Source organism: Methylobacterium sp. SD274 (assembly GCF_017355285.1).
Lineage (GTDB): Bacteria > Pseudomonadota > Alphaproteobacteria > Rhizobiales > Beijerinckiaceae > Methylobacterium.
In genome coordinates this window covers 133,761-150,174 of record NZ_JADIJP010000005.1, presented here as the reverse complement: position 1 = coordinate 150,174, position 16,414 = coordinate 133,761, and the positions used below count along the sequence as shown (strand labels likewise).

8 protein-coding genes and 1 pseudogene are annotated in these 16,414 nt (G+C 63.6%); 7 read left to right on the top strand and 2 right to left on the bottom strand.

What is annotated here, in order from left to right:
- Window positions 1-64: 64 nt before the first annotated feature.
- From IPV08_RS06870 to IPV08_RS06830, 7 genes and pseudogenes are all read left to right on the top strand, one after another.
- Window positions 65-2,260: a TonB-dependent receptor gene (locus tag IPV08_RS06870; protein ID WP_207411286.1), complete on the top strand. Its 2,196-nt coding sequence runs from the start codon at window positions 65-67 to the stop codon at window positions 2,258-2,260.
- Window positions 2,261-2,353: 93 nt separating this feature from the next.
- On the top strand, window positions 2,354-2,752 hold the full coding sequence (locus IPV08_RS06865) for a hypothetical protein (RefSeq protein ID WP_207411285.1): 399 nt from the start codon (window positions 2,354-2,356) through the stop codon (window positions 2,750-2,752).
- A 7-nt stretch (window positions 2,753-2,759) separates the two neighbouring features.
- Window positions 2,760-3,109, top strand: a pseudogene (locus IPV08_RS06860) (transposase); the annotation flags it as partial.
- Between the two features lie 725 nt (window positions 3,110-3,834).
- Window positions 3,835-8,079, top strand: a complete 4,245-nt coding sequence (locus IPV08_RS24920; RefSeq protein ID WP_281435323.1) for a hypothetical protein — start codon at window positions 3,835-3,837, stop codon at window positions 8,077-8,079.
- 61 nt (window positions 8,080-8,140) lie between these two features.
- Window positions 8,141-10,387, top strand: a complete 2,247-nt coding sequence (locus IPV08_RS06845) for a peptidase domain-containing ABC transporter (RefSeq protein ID WP_207411282.1) — start codon at window positions 8,141-8,143, stop codon at window positions 10,385-10,387.
- Between the two features lies 1 nt (window position 10,388).
- Entirely contained in the window at window positions 10,389-11,753 is a 1,365-nt protein-coding gene (locus tag IPV08_RS06840; RefSeq protein WP_207411281.1) for an HlyD family type I secretion periplasmic adaptor subunit, read from the top strand.
- 1,354 nt (window positions 11,754-13,107) lie between these two features.
- Window positions 13,108-13,611, top strand: coding sequence for a hypothetical protein (locus IPV08_RS06830; protein ID WP_207411279.1), 504 nt, complete (start codon window positions 13,108-13,110; stop codon window positions 13,609-13,611).
- 403 nt (window positions 13,612-14,014) lie between these two features.
- On the opposite strand, the gene IPV08_RS06825 is transcribed toward IPV08_RS06830, so the two are convergent.
- Together IPV08_RS06825 and IPV08_RS06820 are read right to left on the bottom strand one after the other, a co-directional pair.
- Window positions 14,015-14,503: a lysozyme inhibitor LprI family protein gene (locus IPV08_RS06825; protein ID WP_348646092.1), complete on the bottom strand. Its 489-nt coding sequence runs from the start codon at window positions 14,501-14,503 to the stop codon at window positions 14,015-14,017.
- A 1,005-nt stretch (window positions 14,504-15,508) separates the two neighbouring features.
- Window positions 15,509-16,018 carry a hypothetical protein gene (locus IPV08_RS06820; RefSeq protein ID WP_207411278.1) on the bottom strand — a complete coding sequence of 170 codons (510 nt, stop codon included), beginning with the start codon at window positions 16,016-16,018 and terminating at the stop codon, window positions 15,509-15,511.
- Window positions 16,019-16,414: the final 396 nt, after the last annotated feature.

Here is a 16,414-nt window from a genome sequence, read left to right as displayed (position 1 = left end):
ACCGGTAACCTTGGCCGTTGTCGTTTGAGAGACTGGCACCCGGTTCTTCCTTCCGAGTGTCATCATGATCGTCCGCGGCAGCCTTGCCCTCATTCTTGCGTCCGCCGCATCCCCGACTCTCGCTCAACAGGTCGCTGCACCGGCGGATGCCGTGACCCTCGATGAACTCAGCGTGACGGCGCAACATCGGCCGGAGCGGGCCGGTGACGTGCCGATCAGCCTCGGTCTGCGAACAGCGGCCGATCTCGAACGTCATGAGATCCGCCGCGCCGATCAGGCGATCAACGAAATCCCGAATGCCCAGATGGGGACGCTGAGCGGCAGCCTCTACACCAACTTCACCGCCATTCGCGGCATCGGCTCCGGCCTCATCGACACCGACCCGGCGGTAGGCTTTTACAAGGACGGCGTGTCCGTCGGGAATTCTCAAGGCTATTCGGGTGGGCTGCTCGACGTCGACCGCGTCGAGGTTCTGCGGGGCCCGCAGGGAACTCTCTACGGCCGCAACAACCTCGCAGGAGCGATCAACGTCATCTCCAGCTTGCCCGATCCCGCACGGGTGTTCGGCGAAGTCGGGATCGAGTACGGCCGCTTCAACCAGTTGCGCGGCTTCGGCATCGTCAACATGCCGATTGCCAACTCGGGCTGGGCTGTCCGCGGCGCGCTATCGGGCAGCCGGAACGACGGATACACGCCCAATCTCGCCACGCACCGCGATCTGAATTCGCTCGAAGACCTGCACGGGCGCTTCAGCGTGAAGGGGGACATCACCGACACGCTCGAATTCATCGGCAGCGTCGAGAGCCAGAGTCAGCGCAGCTACGACGCGGCTTTCCAGCGGGATCAGGATTTCCGCGCCGGCCGCGCTCGTGTCGATATCCTCGACCCCTTCAACGGCACACTCAACACGACGACGGCCCGCACCCAATTCACCCTCAAGCGCGAGAACGGCGACCGGATCGTCTCGATCACGGGCTTCCAGGACAGAAACAACGAGTATCGCGGCAACACCTTTCCCCGCGGCTACTTCGCGCCGCTGGAGGCGCAGTATCAAGCCTTCGGAATCGCCGGATTTCGCTACCGCACCGACAACCCGTTCCGCGGCAGCTACCAGCAGTTCTCGCAGGAATACCGCTACATCTCCGATTCCGACGACCGGTTCAAATGGCTGGCCGGCGCCTATGTGGAGCATAGCAAGGGCTCGAGCACCTACGGCCTCAAGAGCACGTTCTCTCCCGGTGGCTTCCTCACGGGCGACAGCGTGAGCCTGGCGTCGAAAGCCGACATCGCGACGACCGCCGTCGCGGGCTTCGTCGATGGATCCTATGCCCTGACCGAACGTCTCAAGCTCTTCGCCGGCGCCCGGGTCGGACATGACTGGAAAGATATCGATTATCGCTTCAGCGTCGACAACCCGTCCTTCGCAGCCCTCGGATTCACCGCCGCCTTCGCGTCCTCGTTCCGCAATACCCTGTCGGAGGCCTACGTGACCCCGCGGGCGGGACTCCAATTCGCGCTGAATCCGGAGGTGAACATCTATGCGAGCGTCAGCCGGGGCTACAAATCCGGCGGATTCAATTCGGCATTCGTCAGTGTAGGTGACGACCGACCATACAAGTCCGAGTCTTTGATGACGTATGAGGCTGGGTGGAAAGCGCAGCTTCTCGACAACCGCCTCTCCATCGACGGCGCCGTTTTCTTCAACGATTGGAGCGACCAGCAGGTCCAGGTCAACAACATCGCGACCCAATCGACCCCGATTCAGAATGCCCTCAGCAGCCAATCCTATGGTGCCGAGGCCGAGGGCCGGTTCCGTATCGACGAGCATTGGTCAGTCCGCGCCGGCATCGGCTATGTCGATGCGACCTACGAAGATTTCAAGAATGCCATCGCCACCGGACGCTCGGTCGCGATCGACGCCAGCGGAAACCAGCAGCAATACGTTTCGAAATATAACGGCTCCATCGGCGGAAGCTATGCATGGAATACAGGTTACGATAATCTAATCGGGACCATCGATGTATGGTACAATGCAAGATCCGGTTTCTACTTCGATGCGGAAAATACGTTGCGGCAACCGGGATACGGTTTGCTCAATGCCCGCATCTCGTTCGAGAACGAGCGTTATGCGCTGAGTCTGTTCGGCACGAATCTGACCGATACCCGCTATCGTAGCATTGCTCTCGACGTCGGCTTCGGTCCTTTGGTCGCCATCGCTCCCCCTCTCATGGTTGGGGGTTCGGTTCGGCTCAAATTCTGACACCGGGATAGGCCCAGGCGGCCAATGCGACGCGACGTCGAGACATCGTATTCTGGCGGGAAAAATGGAATGACCGAAGGAAGACGCTCCTCCGTGCCGACCGAAGACGATCTGGGTCAAAACCTCGATGCGCCGCCCGTCGTCGCGCTCGACCTGCCGCCACCGGGCACACCCGACCGGCTGCGCTCGCAGCATGATGCGCTCGACCGTCTCATCCAAAACAAGAGGGCGTTCGCGATCGTCACGACCGCCTCAGGCGGAGACGAGACTGCGGAGGAACGCGCGACCCAGGCCGCGTGGCTCAAGGTGCATCTCAATGAGTTTGCCCAGGTCTGCCGCGCGTACTTCGTCGTTGAACCCGATGTTTCACGGCGTGCCGTGCTTCGTCAGCAAGCAGACAAACTCTCGAAGGCGTTTCCAATTCCCATGTATTTTGCAGAGTCAAAGAACGATGCCGTTGCTCAAGCATATAAATTCATGACAAATCGATAAACGCGAACGGGGCGCCTACCAGGCCTACGTCGACCGCGTCTTGGCGTCCGAGCTCGTTCCCGGCGACATCGTCGTCATGGACAACCTCGGCAGCCACAAGGGGCCTGCCGTGCGAGCCGCCATCGAGGCCGCGGGCGCATAGCTGTTGTTCCTCCCGCCCTACAGCCCCGAACCGAAGGACCGCGCAGCGACTTCAACTCTATCGAGATGGCCTTCTCGGAGCTGAAAGCGCTGCTGCGCAAAGCCGAGGAACGGACCGTCGAGGGAATGTGGTCGGCCATCGGGCGCCTCGTCGACGCCGTCACACCCGACGAGTGCGCCAACTTCTTCGCCGCAGCAGGATATGAGCTAGATTAAATCGAGAACGCTCTAAGGGTGGTGGCTCGGGGCTCATAAGGAGCGTGGCTCTTTCCTTTCAGCGGAAAGAAGCTCGCGTCCATATTCTGCAGCATGACAACCGATTTGCTCTAGCAGTTCGCCCGGCTGCCCGAGCGCAAGCGAGCTTGGCGGTAGCGTCAGAGTCAGCCTGGGATCGGTGGATCGAACGAGGTCGGGGCCACCACGTACAACAATTCATTGCATGTCGTTTTATTAAGGTTCCGCTCACCTTGGTGTCATCCCAGCTACGGCATTCAATTGTTTATCAAGTTCTGGCTGCGACGTTGCCTCGTCGCTTCAGGAGCGGGCCATAAAGATGGACCGTATCCCCAGATGTGACGACGAAAGGTTAGAGCATGTCTGGCGCGACTATCGAAAATCAGGCAAATCCTGAGGGTGGGACTGTACAGGAGGCCGTCAATACGACCGCCGGCGGTACAGAAGTCAGCATCCTTTTGCAGGGACTGCGAAGGGCAGTCGGGCCTAACGGGGGTCCACCGACCGTCCCGGAGGTGGCAGGCGAAGACAGCGTGCTCGATGAATCGAGCGGCTATGGCTCCACGATTCTGAGGGATGCGGAGAATTACGGGACTAGATCGGCGTTCGCACAAGGCTTCAATGACTGGGCGGCCAACTTCGCGAGCTCACTGTCGCCAGATGGAGCTGCAGTCTTCATTAGATCACTTGGGTATCTTGGAAACGCTGTGAGAGTCGGAGGCGAGTTCGCCGGGCCGGCTTCTGCCGTGGTCGCGGCGGGCATCCTACTTTATCCGGTGGCCAAGGGGTCGCCGGATGAGCAGGTGTCGACGCTGCAACCCGGCACCCCTTGGAACCCGGACGGCACGCCCACGGCGCCATCGATCCTCCCCACCCATGGGGCAGTGCAAGTCCTCGCTGTCGCCAATCAAGCCCAGCTCGCCGCCGCCATCGAGACGGTCAACGCCTCGCCTGGCAACTACGCGATCCATGTCACGGCCGACATCTCCCTGAATGCGGACCTTCCAGCGCTGAACCAGCCCCTGGGCGTGGTTCGGATCGACGGCGAAGGACACGTGCTCGACGGTGCCGATACTTACCGCGGCCTGATGGTGGACGATACGCAGGCTCTCTTGAAAGACCTTACTATTCAGGACGCTGTCGCCCAGGGGGGCGCCGGCGGCATCGGCAAGGCCGGCGGCGGCGGCGGCGCGGGTCTCGGTGGCGGCGTGCTTGCGGTCAACCACGCGACGATCGCCCTCGATGACGTCTCGTTCACGAACGACGCCGCTACCGGCGGACAGGGCGGCGCAAGGGAGGCCGGCGCTCTGCTCGGGAGTGCGGGATATGGCGGCGGCGGTGGCATGGGCGGCGCCGGGGGAGCGGGAAGCGCCTGGCATTCGAGCGTCGGAGGTGTGTTCGGCGATATCGGCCAGCACCTCAACCCCCTAGTTCAGGCCGACGAGGACGATGGGCGGGACGGCAGCAGCGGCGGTGGCGGCGGCCTCGGCATTGCGGCGACGGGGAGCGCCAGCGGCCCTGGTGGGCGCAGTTCCATCCTGACCGGCGCGGATGGTGGCTTGGGCTTGGACGATGGCACATCCGCCAACAACGATGCCGCGGGCGTCGGTGGAGGCCTCGGCGCCAATGGCGTTCAGGGCGGTTGGGGAGGCGGTGGCGCCGGCAGCGCCGGAGATGGCGACAGCGGCGACGTCGGCGGTAATGGCGGGTATGGCGGCGGCGGCGGTGGTGGTGGTGGAGCCGCCGGCTACGGCGGTGGCGGTGGCGGTGGTGGCGGCGCCGTTGGCATCATGGGCGTCGACCAGGGCCAGGCCGGATTCGGCGGCGGTGCCGGTGCTATGGAAGGCGGTGGCGGCGGCGCGGGTCTCGGCGGCGGTGCCTTCGCCGACGGTACCAGCACGATCAGTATCGAAGGCGGCAGCTTCACCGGCGACACGGCGACCGGTGGCCAGGGTGCGAGCGGTGGAGGGAGCGGCCAGGGATACGGCGATTCGATCTTCCTCTCGGGCAATCAGGTCCTGACGGCCTTCGCCAAGCCGGGCGAGACGACGACACTCGGTGGGGGAATCTCCGACCAGTCCGGCGTCCATGATCCGAGCGGTCAGGGCGGCGCGGCAGTGGTGATGGCCGTCGGCGGCGGTACCGTCGCGATCACGGAAGAGAACGCCCTCTCGGGAGGCATCGTCATCGGTGACGGCACTACGCTGGAGCTCGCGGTGAGCGGGGCCGCAGGCGCCACCAGTGCGATCGCCTTCGGAGATACCGGCGACGGCGCGACCTTGCGCGTGGATGCTCCCGCCCTTCCCGCTGGCGGCCTTCTCGTTACGGGCTTGCGCGATATGCAGACCGGTGATCGAGTAGACTTCGCAGGTCTCGCCGGTGCGACCCAGGTCACGGTTGGGACGGTCGGCGGAGCCATGGCTACGGACGGGCAAACCGCCACACAGGTCACGGCCTCGAACGGCGCGCAGTCGGAGTCGGTCCTGATCGAAGGTCTGAACGCCGGGGCTACCTTCGCCGTGGCGAGCGATGGCCAGGGCGGCTCGACCTTGACCATGACCCAGGCGATGCCGGCACCGGCCGGTTTGGCCGAGACGACCGCTGCGGATGGCTCGCCGGTCGTGTCCGGTCAGGCCCAGGCCGGAAGCTCCGTCACCCTGTATCAGGTGCAAGCGCAGGCCGGCATCCTGCTTCAACTCGGGACTGCGACCGCCACATCGAATGGCACGTTCAGCCTGTCGCCCGATACTCTGCCGGATGTCGGTGCCGGCCCCGTCGTGGCCATGGCTGCCGACGCCTCGGGCAACCAGTCGGTGCTGTCCGCCGCACTCACCCTTCCGGCCGGGACCGGCGGCACGCCGCCCGCCACCGATGCGAGTTTCGGCACGCCAGCCCCGGGAAGCATCGTCCTGCGCGTCGGCACCGAGGCGCAGCTCACGGCGGCCATCGATCAGGCCAATGCCGGCACAACGCCGGGGCCGCTGGCGATCGAGTTCACCAACGACATCACCCTCGCTAGCGGTGACCTGCCCATTCTCGACGCAGCAAATTCTGTCGCGCTCATGGGCAACGGCTACACATTGGATGGTGATCATGCCGCGCGTGGGCTGATGGTGTTCGGGGGCCTCGTTGCCGTCAATAACCTCACCATCGCCGATACTGTGGCACAGGGTGGAACAGGCGGGAGCGGGGCAGCCGGCGGCGGCGGCGGAGCGGGTCTCGGTGGCGGCCTCATGGTGGCCGGGACCGCGAACGTTGCCCTCGACGACGTCAACTTCTCCGACGATACCGCCCAGGGCGGTATCGGTGGTGCTAGCGCGTTGAGCACAGGCGTAGGTGGCGGCGGCGGCCTTGGTGGAAATGGGGGCGACGGATCGAGCGACGGCATGTCGTCCGGCTCTCATTATGGTGCCAATGGCGGCGGCGGCGGGATCGGCAGGGCCTCTACGGGTGGGGATGGCGTGGGCTCCGACGGCGGCAATGCGCAGGGCGTCGTCGGTACTCTTATCAACGCCCCAACGGATCACGGAAGCAGTCTCAAAGGCGTCACCGGTGGCATTGAGGGCGGCGGCGGCAACGGTGGAAACATCGATCAAGACCCAACCAATGGTGGCGGTGGCGGCATCTACGGTTTGAGCGGTGCCGACACGAGCGAGGGGGGCGATGGCAGCACGGGCGGCTGGGGCGGCGGCGGCGGCGGCAACAACACCTTCGGTGGTAATGGTGGCTTCGGAGGCGGCGGTGGCGCTGGTCTGGGCAATGGCGGCGGCATCGGTGGCTTCGGCGGCGGCGGCGGGGGCGGTCTTCCAATTCTGCAGGACACGGGCCATCAAGGGGGCTTTGGCGGCGGAGCCGGCGGGAGCGGCAGCATCGCAGGTAGCCAACTGGGCGGTGGCGGCGGCCTGGGTGCGGGAGGCGCGGTCTTCGTCGAGCAGGGGTCGAGCCTGACGGTCGTCAATTCCGGCAGCACGGGCGATACCGTCGCCGGCGGCCAGGGACAGAACGGCGGCGGCGACGGCCAGGCCTATGGCGCGGGCTGGTTCATTCAGGGCAATCAGGCGATCACACTCGGGGCTCTCTCCGGTCAAACCACGACCATCAACGACGTCATTTCCGACGAGACCGGGTCACATGACGCAAGTGGCGCGACCGGTGCCGGTACCGTAATCGCCGCAGGGCCCGGCACGGTCGCGCTCGAGGTGCAGAATACCTATACCGGCGGCACCGTCATCGACGGCGGCACCCTCGAACTCGGTGCGGCCGGTGCGGCCGGCACCGGCGACATCACGTTTGCAACCGGCAGTGTGGGCACGCTGAAGGTGGACGCGGCGGTCACGAGAAGCGGCGCCCTCCTCAATGGCATCTCCGGACTGGCGGCCGGCGACGCGATCGACCTCGCCGACGTCGCGTACCAGCAGGGGGCGATGACCCAGGCCATCGGTGCGCCCGGTAGCGCACCAACCGCCGCCGGCGGTATGGCAGCCTCGCAGGTGCTGATCGGCAACGGCACAGACCATGCCGTTCTGGCGATCGAGGGACTGGCACCGCAGGCTGCCTTGACCCTGGCGAGCGACGGCCAAGGGGGAACTCTGGTGAGCCTCGCTCAGCCGGCCGGGACTGCCTCAGCCGATTCCTCGGCCGTAGCCGCAGCCGCTCCGGGGGGCGCCGATGCGGCACCTGCGACGGAGCTGTTCACCCTGCCGCCAGGGCAGATCAGCAGCCTTGGAACCGGCGATCCACGGAATGCGGTCAACAGCATGCTGTTTCAGGCCTCGTCTCCTCCCGGAGTTGCGGTCCCGGTTCCCGCGCCAGCCGGTGGAGTCGCGGCGGCGATCCACGATCCGGAGGCGCAGGCCGGTCTCTTGCCGATGCCCGGAGAGGACGACCGTCACGGAGTAGCGGGGCTCGCCCACGAGTCCGGTCAAGCCACCTCAAGCCTCCATCAACGCTGAAACGAGCCGTGCGGCCTCTTTCGGGAGGCCGGACACCCTCAGATCTGCCAGGACCACAACGATGCCGGACTCCCCTTCCACCGCCGGCCCGCCTCCTGGCGGGCCGGACGGTTCCGATCCGGCTGAGCTGCGCATCGCCGCCGTCGCGGCGGCGGCGCGTTTTCACGGCATCGACCTCGATCGCACCCGGTTGAGGGAGGAGGGCGTGCCACCCTCACCCGCTGCTTTGGCGGCTTGGCTATCGGAGGCAGGGCTCTGGGCGCGGGCGGTCAAGCTCTCCTGGCGCCAACTCGCCCAGGCCGCACCCGACCGCCCGGTTGTCGTGCTCTTCACCGATGGAAGCGCCGGCCTGGTCGTCGCGGCCGATACCAAGCGCGACCTCGCCTGGCTGCGGGATCCGGCTAATCCACGGGGCGAGCCGGTCCCGATGGACGCCCTGCGGCTTTCACAATGGTGGTCGGGCGAGGCGCTATTGGTTCGGAAGGGACGTGGTGTTGCGCAGGCCGAGGCACCGTTCGGTTTCGCCTCCGTGGCCCGCCTGGTTTTCGGCGAACGCGAAATCCTTCGCCACGTCGTGCTGGCATCCCTGGTCCTCAGCGTCCTGGCCATCGTTCCCGCGCTGCTGACCTCCATCGTGCTCGATCGGGTGCTGGTCTATCAGAGCTGGTCCACCCTGACCCTGGTGGGCGTCATGGTCGGCATCACTGTGCTGTTCGAGGCGCTGCTGACCCATGCTCGAGGCGAAGCGCTACAGGTTCTGTCTACCCGGATCGACGCACAGCTCAATCTTGCTGTGTTCGAGCGACTCCTGATGTTGCCGCTCGATCATTTCGAGCGGCATCCCACGGGCGAGACCAACCACCGCATCGGCCAGATCTTCCGGATTCGCGCGTTTCTGACCGGAAAGTTGATGAGTACCGTCCTCGACGGCACCACGCTGCTGGTGTTGCTGCCGGTGGTGTTCTGGCTTCAACCCATCCTCGCAGCGATGGTGCTGGCAGCGTCCGGCGTCGTCGCCCTCGTGATCATAGCCTTCATGCCGGCGATGCGCCGCGCCTATGGCCGGGCGATCGCTGCCGAGGTGCGCAAGAGCGGGCTGCTGGTCGAGACGGTGCAGGGCATCCGGACGGTCAAGTCGCTGGTGCTCGAGCCGCAACGGCGGGAGGCATGGGACGCCGCCGTCGCCGAGGCTGGCCTCGCGCAGGTTGCGGCGGGCCGGCTCGGCCGCTGGCCGCGCACCCTGACCCTCCCGGCGGAGCGCTTCATCGATCGCGGGGTCCTGCTGGTTGCCGCCTACCTCGTTCTCGACAGAGTCTCCGGCGTCCAGGTCGGTGCGCTCGTCGCCTTCGTCATGCTGAGCGGCCGACTCGCGGCGCCCCTCATCGGTTTCGCCCGACTGCTCGAAGACGTGGAGGAGGTTCGCACATCCGTGCAGCAGGTCGCGCTGGTGCTGAACAACCCGACCGAGACCGCGGCGATGCAAGGGGGCATCTCACCGCGGATCGCCGGCGCCCTGCGCTTCGAAGGTGTGAGCTTCACCTATCCCGGAGCCCGTGGACCGGCTCTCGACGGCGTTTCATTCGGAATCCCGGCCGGAACGATGCTCGGTATCGTCGGCCGCTCCGGCTCAGGCAAGAGTACCATTACGCGGCTTCTCCAGGGGATCAGCCGAGACTATTCCGGAACGGTGCGGGTCGATGGGACCGACCTGCGTGAGATCAACTTGGCGCATCTGCGCCGTTCGTTCGGCATCGTCCTACAGGATAATGTGCTGTTCCGCGGGACGGTCGCCGACAATATCCTGGCCGGACGTCCCAATCTCACCCTTGAAGACGCCATGGAGGCGGCCCGTCTCGCGGGAGCGGACGAGTTCATCGAGCGCCTGCCGCAGGGCTACGGCACGTGGATCGAGGAGGGCTCGTCCAATCTGTCTGGCGGCCAGCGTCAGCGTCTCGCCATCGCGCGAGCCTTGGTCGCCGACCCGCCGGTGCTGATCCTCGACGAAGCCACGAGTGCCCTCGATCCCGAGAGCGAGGCAGTGGTGAATGCCAACCTGCAGCGGATCGCCCGCGGTCGCACGATGGTGATCGTGTCGCACCGCCTGTCCTCGCTCCTGGATTGCGACCTCATCGCGGTTCTCGACCAAGGAGGCCTCGTCGATATCGCGCCGCACGACGCGCTGGTCGAGCGATGCGCGATCTACCAGCAGCTCTGGCGTCAGCAAAACCGTTACCTCGACCGTGAACCCAAGGGGCGGCCGGTCCAGGCGCCGGCCGATACCCACGAACTTGTCGCGGCGGAGATCTGAGATGTACGGGTTCCATCGCCAGTCGGACGACGGCGCTGCCGCTCTCCTCGACTTCGCCGGCCCCAGCCGCGCCCTGGTCACGCTGCCAATGCAGCCGCTGGCGCGCAGCACCACTCTAGTCATCAGTACGCTGATGCTGAGCAGTCTCGCGGCGCTCGCGTTCATCCCGATCGACAAGGTGGTCACCGGACGCGGCATCGTGGCGGCCCCTAACGGGACGCTCGTGGTGCAGCCGCTGGACACCAGTATCGTGCGCGCCATCCACGTCGAACCCGGGCAACTAGTTCGCAAGGGCGACATGCTCGCTCAACTCGATCCCACCTTCACCGGCTCGGACCAGTCGAGCCGGCAGGAGCAGGTCGCGAGCCTGACGGCCCAGATCGAGCGACTCCAGGCGGAGATCGCCGGTCGGCCCTACGCTCCTTCGACGCAGGATCCCGTGCACGTGCAGCAGGCTGCCCTCTTCGAAGAACGGATGGCCGAACACCGCGCGACCCTCGCGCGCTTCGACGCCGAGACCGGCGCGCTTCAGGCGCAATTGCAGCGGGCGCAGACCGACGTCGCGATCGGCACCAAGCGTCTCGGCATCGCCACCGATCTGGCGAGCCGCCGGGCCGAGTTGCAGCGGCTGCAGGTCGGCAGCCTGATGAACACGCTGGCGGCCAACGACACACAGGCGCAGATGCAACAATCCCTCGAGGAGGCACAGAGTGCCGTCACGGCGGGACTGAGCGCCCTGGAAGCCAAAGCCAGCGAACGCGAGGCTTATGCCCGCGGCCGGATCGCCCACAACGAGGCGGACCTGACGTTGCTACAAAGCCGGCTCTCAGGCGCCCAAGCGGCTCTGGCCAAGGCGGACCTGCGCCAAGGACTGGTCTCCTTGAGGGCACAGGCCGATGCGATCGTGCTGAGTGTCGCCCGTGTTTCCGTCGGGTCGGTGCTGCAATCCGGCGCGGAACTGATCACCCTCGTGCCGAACGACGCTCATCTCGAGGTGGAAGCGGCGGTATCGGGTCGTGATGTCGGCTGGGTCCGGCCCGGTCAGGCCGTGACGGTGAAGTTCGATACTTTGCCGTTCTCGCGCTACGGAACGGCGCAGGGAACCGTCCAGGCGATCAGCCCTGCAAGCTTCACCGAGCGCTCGGACCCGGCCGCGGCATCCCTGCCGCGGCAGGATAGCACCGAGCCATACTACCGGGTCAGGGTGTCCCTCGACCGGACAGCCCTGCACGACGTGCCGGAGGGGTTCCGGGTGGTATCGGGCATGCCGGTGGCAGCGGATGTCTCTGTGGGCCGACGCACGGTGCTGGACTATCTGCTGATGCGTGTGCTCACTCCGCTTCAGGATGGCATGCGTGAACCGTGACCCAGATGGCCCCTTCAGGTGGGTGATGGCGTGGCCATGCGCGGCCTTGCGGCGGCATGGCCTCTCACGGCTCGCTCGACAGGATGTACGCGGGTTGCGGAGCCTTGCACGCGCGGCGCGAGCTGGCGATGTCGAGGCGTGTTTCCACCTCGGGCAAAGCTATTCCACCGGCAAGACGGTTCCCCAATGTGCCACGGAAGCTATCCGGTGGCTGCGCCTTGCTGCGAGTGCGGGACATTCGGGAGCGCAATTCCACCTCGCTGCCTTGCTGGCACAAGGCAATCGCGCCAGTCCGCGCTCGCAAGGTCCGTTCGACAGCGGCTGCGCCCGAGACATCGTGGAAGCCGCCTCATGGGCACAGCGCGCCGCCGAAGGTGGCATCGCGGATGCGCAAGTTCTGTACGCCTGGATTCTTCGGGATGGCCCGGCGGAATTGCGTGACCCGGAAGCTTCGGCTGTCTGGTATCGCCGCGCGGCCGAGAGCGGATCCCCGGAGGGGTGGCTCGGCACCGGGATTGCGCTACTGCGGGCAGCCCCTGGTCCCGCGGATGAGGCGACCGCCGCCGCAGCGGTGACTCGAGCAGCGGATGCTCGTTTGCCGGCCGCGTTGCATCTCCTGGGCATGCTGACAGAGGCGGGGATCGGTGTGCCCGTAGACAAATCGGCGGCTCATCGCCTGTTCCAGGCCGCCGCTGCAGGCGGCTCGCCAGCGGCCCAAGCCAAGTGGGGAGATATCCTGTTGCATGGCCGTGATGGAGGCCGGCGAAACGTCGGAGAGGGGCTGCGCTGGTTGCGCCGTGCTGCCCATTCGGGAGATGCGGAGGCCGCGGCCTTACTGGGCGACCTATGCTTCCGTGGCGAGGCTGTTCCGGTTGATGTAGTCGCAGCCAAAGCTTGGTATCGTCGGGCTGCGGCACTAGGGCACGAAGCTGCTCGGCGGATCTTGCATGAAATGCCAGATAACGCCTCTCCTTAAGGTCATCAGATCGCTTGAAATGTGATCGATCCGTTCGTGCCGGAAGCAAGAAACTGTGGCACGAGCCAAGATTGCGCGATGATTATTTGTAGAGGTGATGGGCGTCCATCGGTCGAAAACAGTCGTTTCCTCCGCTGGTACTGACACAGGCAGTCGACCTTGGTCATGAGGTTGCAGGAGAAAAGCCGATTTTTCGCTATGACATTCCTATCGGCTCCGATCTTTCGTAATGGTTGTGCTCCAGGTGAGGACTGGTTCAGGCTTATACTGCGCAGGCAAGTAGCTGTCCGCTAGGCTTCCCTGAACGCCGCAGAACGGAGGCGAGGATGCCACGCTACCGTTACGACGCTGGTCAAGCCTGAGGAGATGTCCGGATCGGTGAATCCGAAGCGTCCACCCTTCAGCATCATCGTCATCGCCTGTCTCGGCCTTGTCCCACGCTACATCAAGGACTTCACCGTCCATCCGTCCAACGCCGATGAATTCGCATGTGAAGATACCCTGGATTGGCTCGTTTGCACGCACCAGGACTGTAAAAGTCGTTTTATCCCGTGGTATGATTTGAAGACTGCCGGTCCCGCTGATCCACGCACCCGCAAATCCCTCTCGCGGAGGGCCGATTGCGTCGAGCCAGTGCTGCCACGTCTCGAGGTAGCGTTGCAGACGGCCGGCCCCTGTCGCGTGGGCATTGTTGCTATCCTCGACAAAGAACCTTTGCTTGTCTTGAAGATCACTGGTCAGGGCTTGGTCACCCTGAAGTCGCCCTTTAGCCTGTTCGTAGGCGGCTGTAACCGCGGAATCGAGGCGCTTTATGATGGGATTCTCGCAAACTTCCGGATCTGGAATGGCAGATCTATCGCCACATGGAGACGAGGCAAATAAAGAACTTTCTTGAGCAATGGAGGCCACGGGCAACAAGGCGAGTAACCCGATGCTTCGGCACAGCATTCTACCGAACCTGTTTCGATTTTGGCTGCGTCGTTCACAAGATTGGCTCATTGGATCAATCCAAGGATGGAAAAATATTAGAAGGGAATTTCCTGTCGCCGAGAAAAACCTTCTAATTTTCTCTCTGGACAAAACTATAAGCACTCAACGCAAGCACAGCACATATAAGACCCGCCACAGCACTGGCATAGAAACTATGCGGAATATTCAGCAGGCTCATGGCGAGATATGCCAGCAGATTGGAAAATCCCATAAATAACCCGATAAACCACTTTCTGTTTGCGGGACTGGTTCCATTTTTAGGCATGGCATGGTCCAAAAGTGTGCTAAGCGATCTCTAGTGGAGAGGGTAACGGCTTAAAATCTCGTTAGTGCGCTGAACTGTCTTGTCATATCGACAAGCATAGACCGCTGGAAGAACTCCGTGGCCGTTGTTCCACTCGCTGAAGATAAGGTCGCCGCAATCCGCATCCCGGAACGCCATCCAAGCTCGTTGAGCTGCCGCGAGTTGTGCCGTCCATGCAGTCTTTGCCTTGGCAACCTCCTCGGGGTCATCTTGACCGCGGTCATCCTGCTCGATCACCGATTGAGCCTTCTTGTACGCGAGGTTGAGTTTTTTATCCGCTTCGTTGAGGGCGTTCATTATGCAAACCCCTGTCGCGGTAGTGGTGGGCTCGCTCGTACATAATTTGGCCGAAGGCTGATCTGCCAGCGCCAAGCCCGCAGAGCATGTAATTATACCTAAAATTCCGCCTATAACCGCGAATAAGCGAAAGCGATATACATAGCTTGCCGCATCAATGATGATTTCAGGGTGATTGTTCACTTTGATTATTCCGCGCCAGACATGTCATAGATGCGCCTTATACAATCATCTTTACGAGCGTGCATCTGTCCGCGCAGGCGTATCTCCCGCTATGGTATATCGGGGGTATAGCTATTGCCAATTCGTGGGCCTGCCGTTTCCAAGCGCGAACTGGTGGTGAAAATCTGACAGATGTCGCCCTCCCGAAGCGTCCGAGATGGGTGGCTTTCTTCAGGTCTGCCTCCGGGCAGAGGCCGCCAAAGCGGATCTATTGGTCAGGCCAGCGTCACGCCTGCACTACGATGCGGTGACCGTCGGGGTACGGCTCTGTACGAAAGGTATTTCCTCCGCAGCAAGGAAAATCGGGAGAAGGACGGTGGTGAACGCCATCGGCGGCGGCCTTGAAGCGGTGGTCGGCGGGGACGAAGACGTGGTGGCTTCGACCGTTGGGCATCGGAGTTGATCGGCAGGATGGTCAGCGGTCCGAGCCCGGTGAGGTCGAAAGCGTCGAGATGGGTGGACGAAGGGGTGTGGTCGCTGGCGGGGCAGCGGGATGAGGGCGTTGTCGGCCATGATGAAATCCTGACATGCGGCCGCGGTGGTGCGGTCAGGTCAGGATTCCCGTTGCCCGTCGGATCATGAACGAGAATGGGTAGCGGCAGTGGCGGTGGCGGCGTGCCGGACAAAGGCTCGGTGGTAGCGGGATGCCGGATCGGTGTCGGCGGAGTGGGCAGGGGGACGTGCCGACGTGGTGGCTGCGTGGGCAGCGCGTAGGTCTTATGTGGCGTAGGGGCTGGCCGTACAGGAGTGCCTGCGGTCGCACGTAGTGCCGTAGGCGGTTGGGTGCATGCCGGTGCCTACCGGACGGCTACATGCCGTACTCGCTGTCCCATCCGGTACTCCAATGCCCTTATACTTTTATAGCGCGTTCAAGTATCCAAAAACACGCGGGTGTGCCCGGTCCCTCTGTAGCGTTGCGCCGGTGTGTCGTCCGCCTCGCTAGCGCGACGGGTGTTGCGACGCCGATTAGGCTTGCTGCTTTAGGATGGTGCGGGTGACGAAACGGTTCATCGTGTGTTCCGCGAGATCACGCAGTGCATAAGCCATCTCGTCAAGCCAGAACGGCTCGAATCGATACCGGATGCATAAGACCAGTTCGGCCTGTTCCTGCCCTGATCGTGAACGGATCAGGGTCCAGTCGAACGAGAGAGCCAATCCGGTCCCATCCTCACCCTGATCGGCGCCGATCATTCCATCTGTGACGGTCGTGAATCGTTGCTGCGATATGCTCGTCGTCCAGAGGGGGCATCGTTCCTCGATTGCACCGTCGTTGCGGCGAAGCGTGAGGGCTCCTCGTTCACCCCGTACGAGAGCGAAGTCGATACCGACGAGGGGGAGCCGGAAGGAATCCGGGCGTACTGCAAAGAGATTCGATCGCTGTAGAATCGGTAGGATCGCATCGTTTGCGACGCAAATTATGCGAACGGTCTCGATCGTGCCTGCGATGTCGGCGGGGGCAATACGGCGTCGAGCCATCGTGAGACATCCTGTCAAGAGGACGCCTCACCGCAGCTTGTTTCGACGCACAACGAAAGAGCAAATAGTTGGGCGAGGCAGAGGAGCTGACTCAAAAATTTCATTGTAAGGGGTAAGTCGATGCGTCGGCGTATGTAGTAAGACTGCAGCGAGGCGTTGCCGAACGTGCTCGGCAACGTTTGTATAATTCTGAAGCTGCTTAGTAGATAGTACTATGCTCTGCAGGGAACGCACTTACCTCTTCCGAATTTTTTGCCGCCAAGGCAACGCTGCCTGCCAGTATATGCGGTTGAGGGATTTGCCAAAGTCCAACCCCAAGAAAGACAATATCGGTAACGTAGCCGATATTGTGTCCGTCTTGGCGCCGAGGGATGCTACGGCATGAGCAATCTTTTT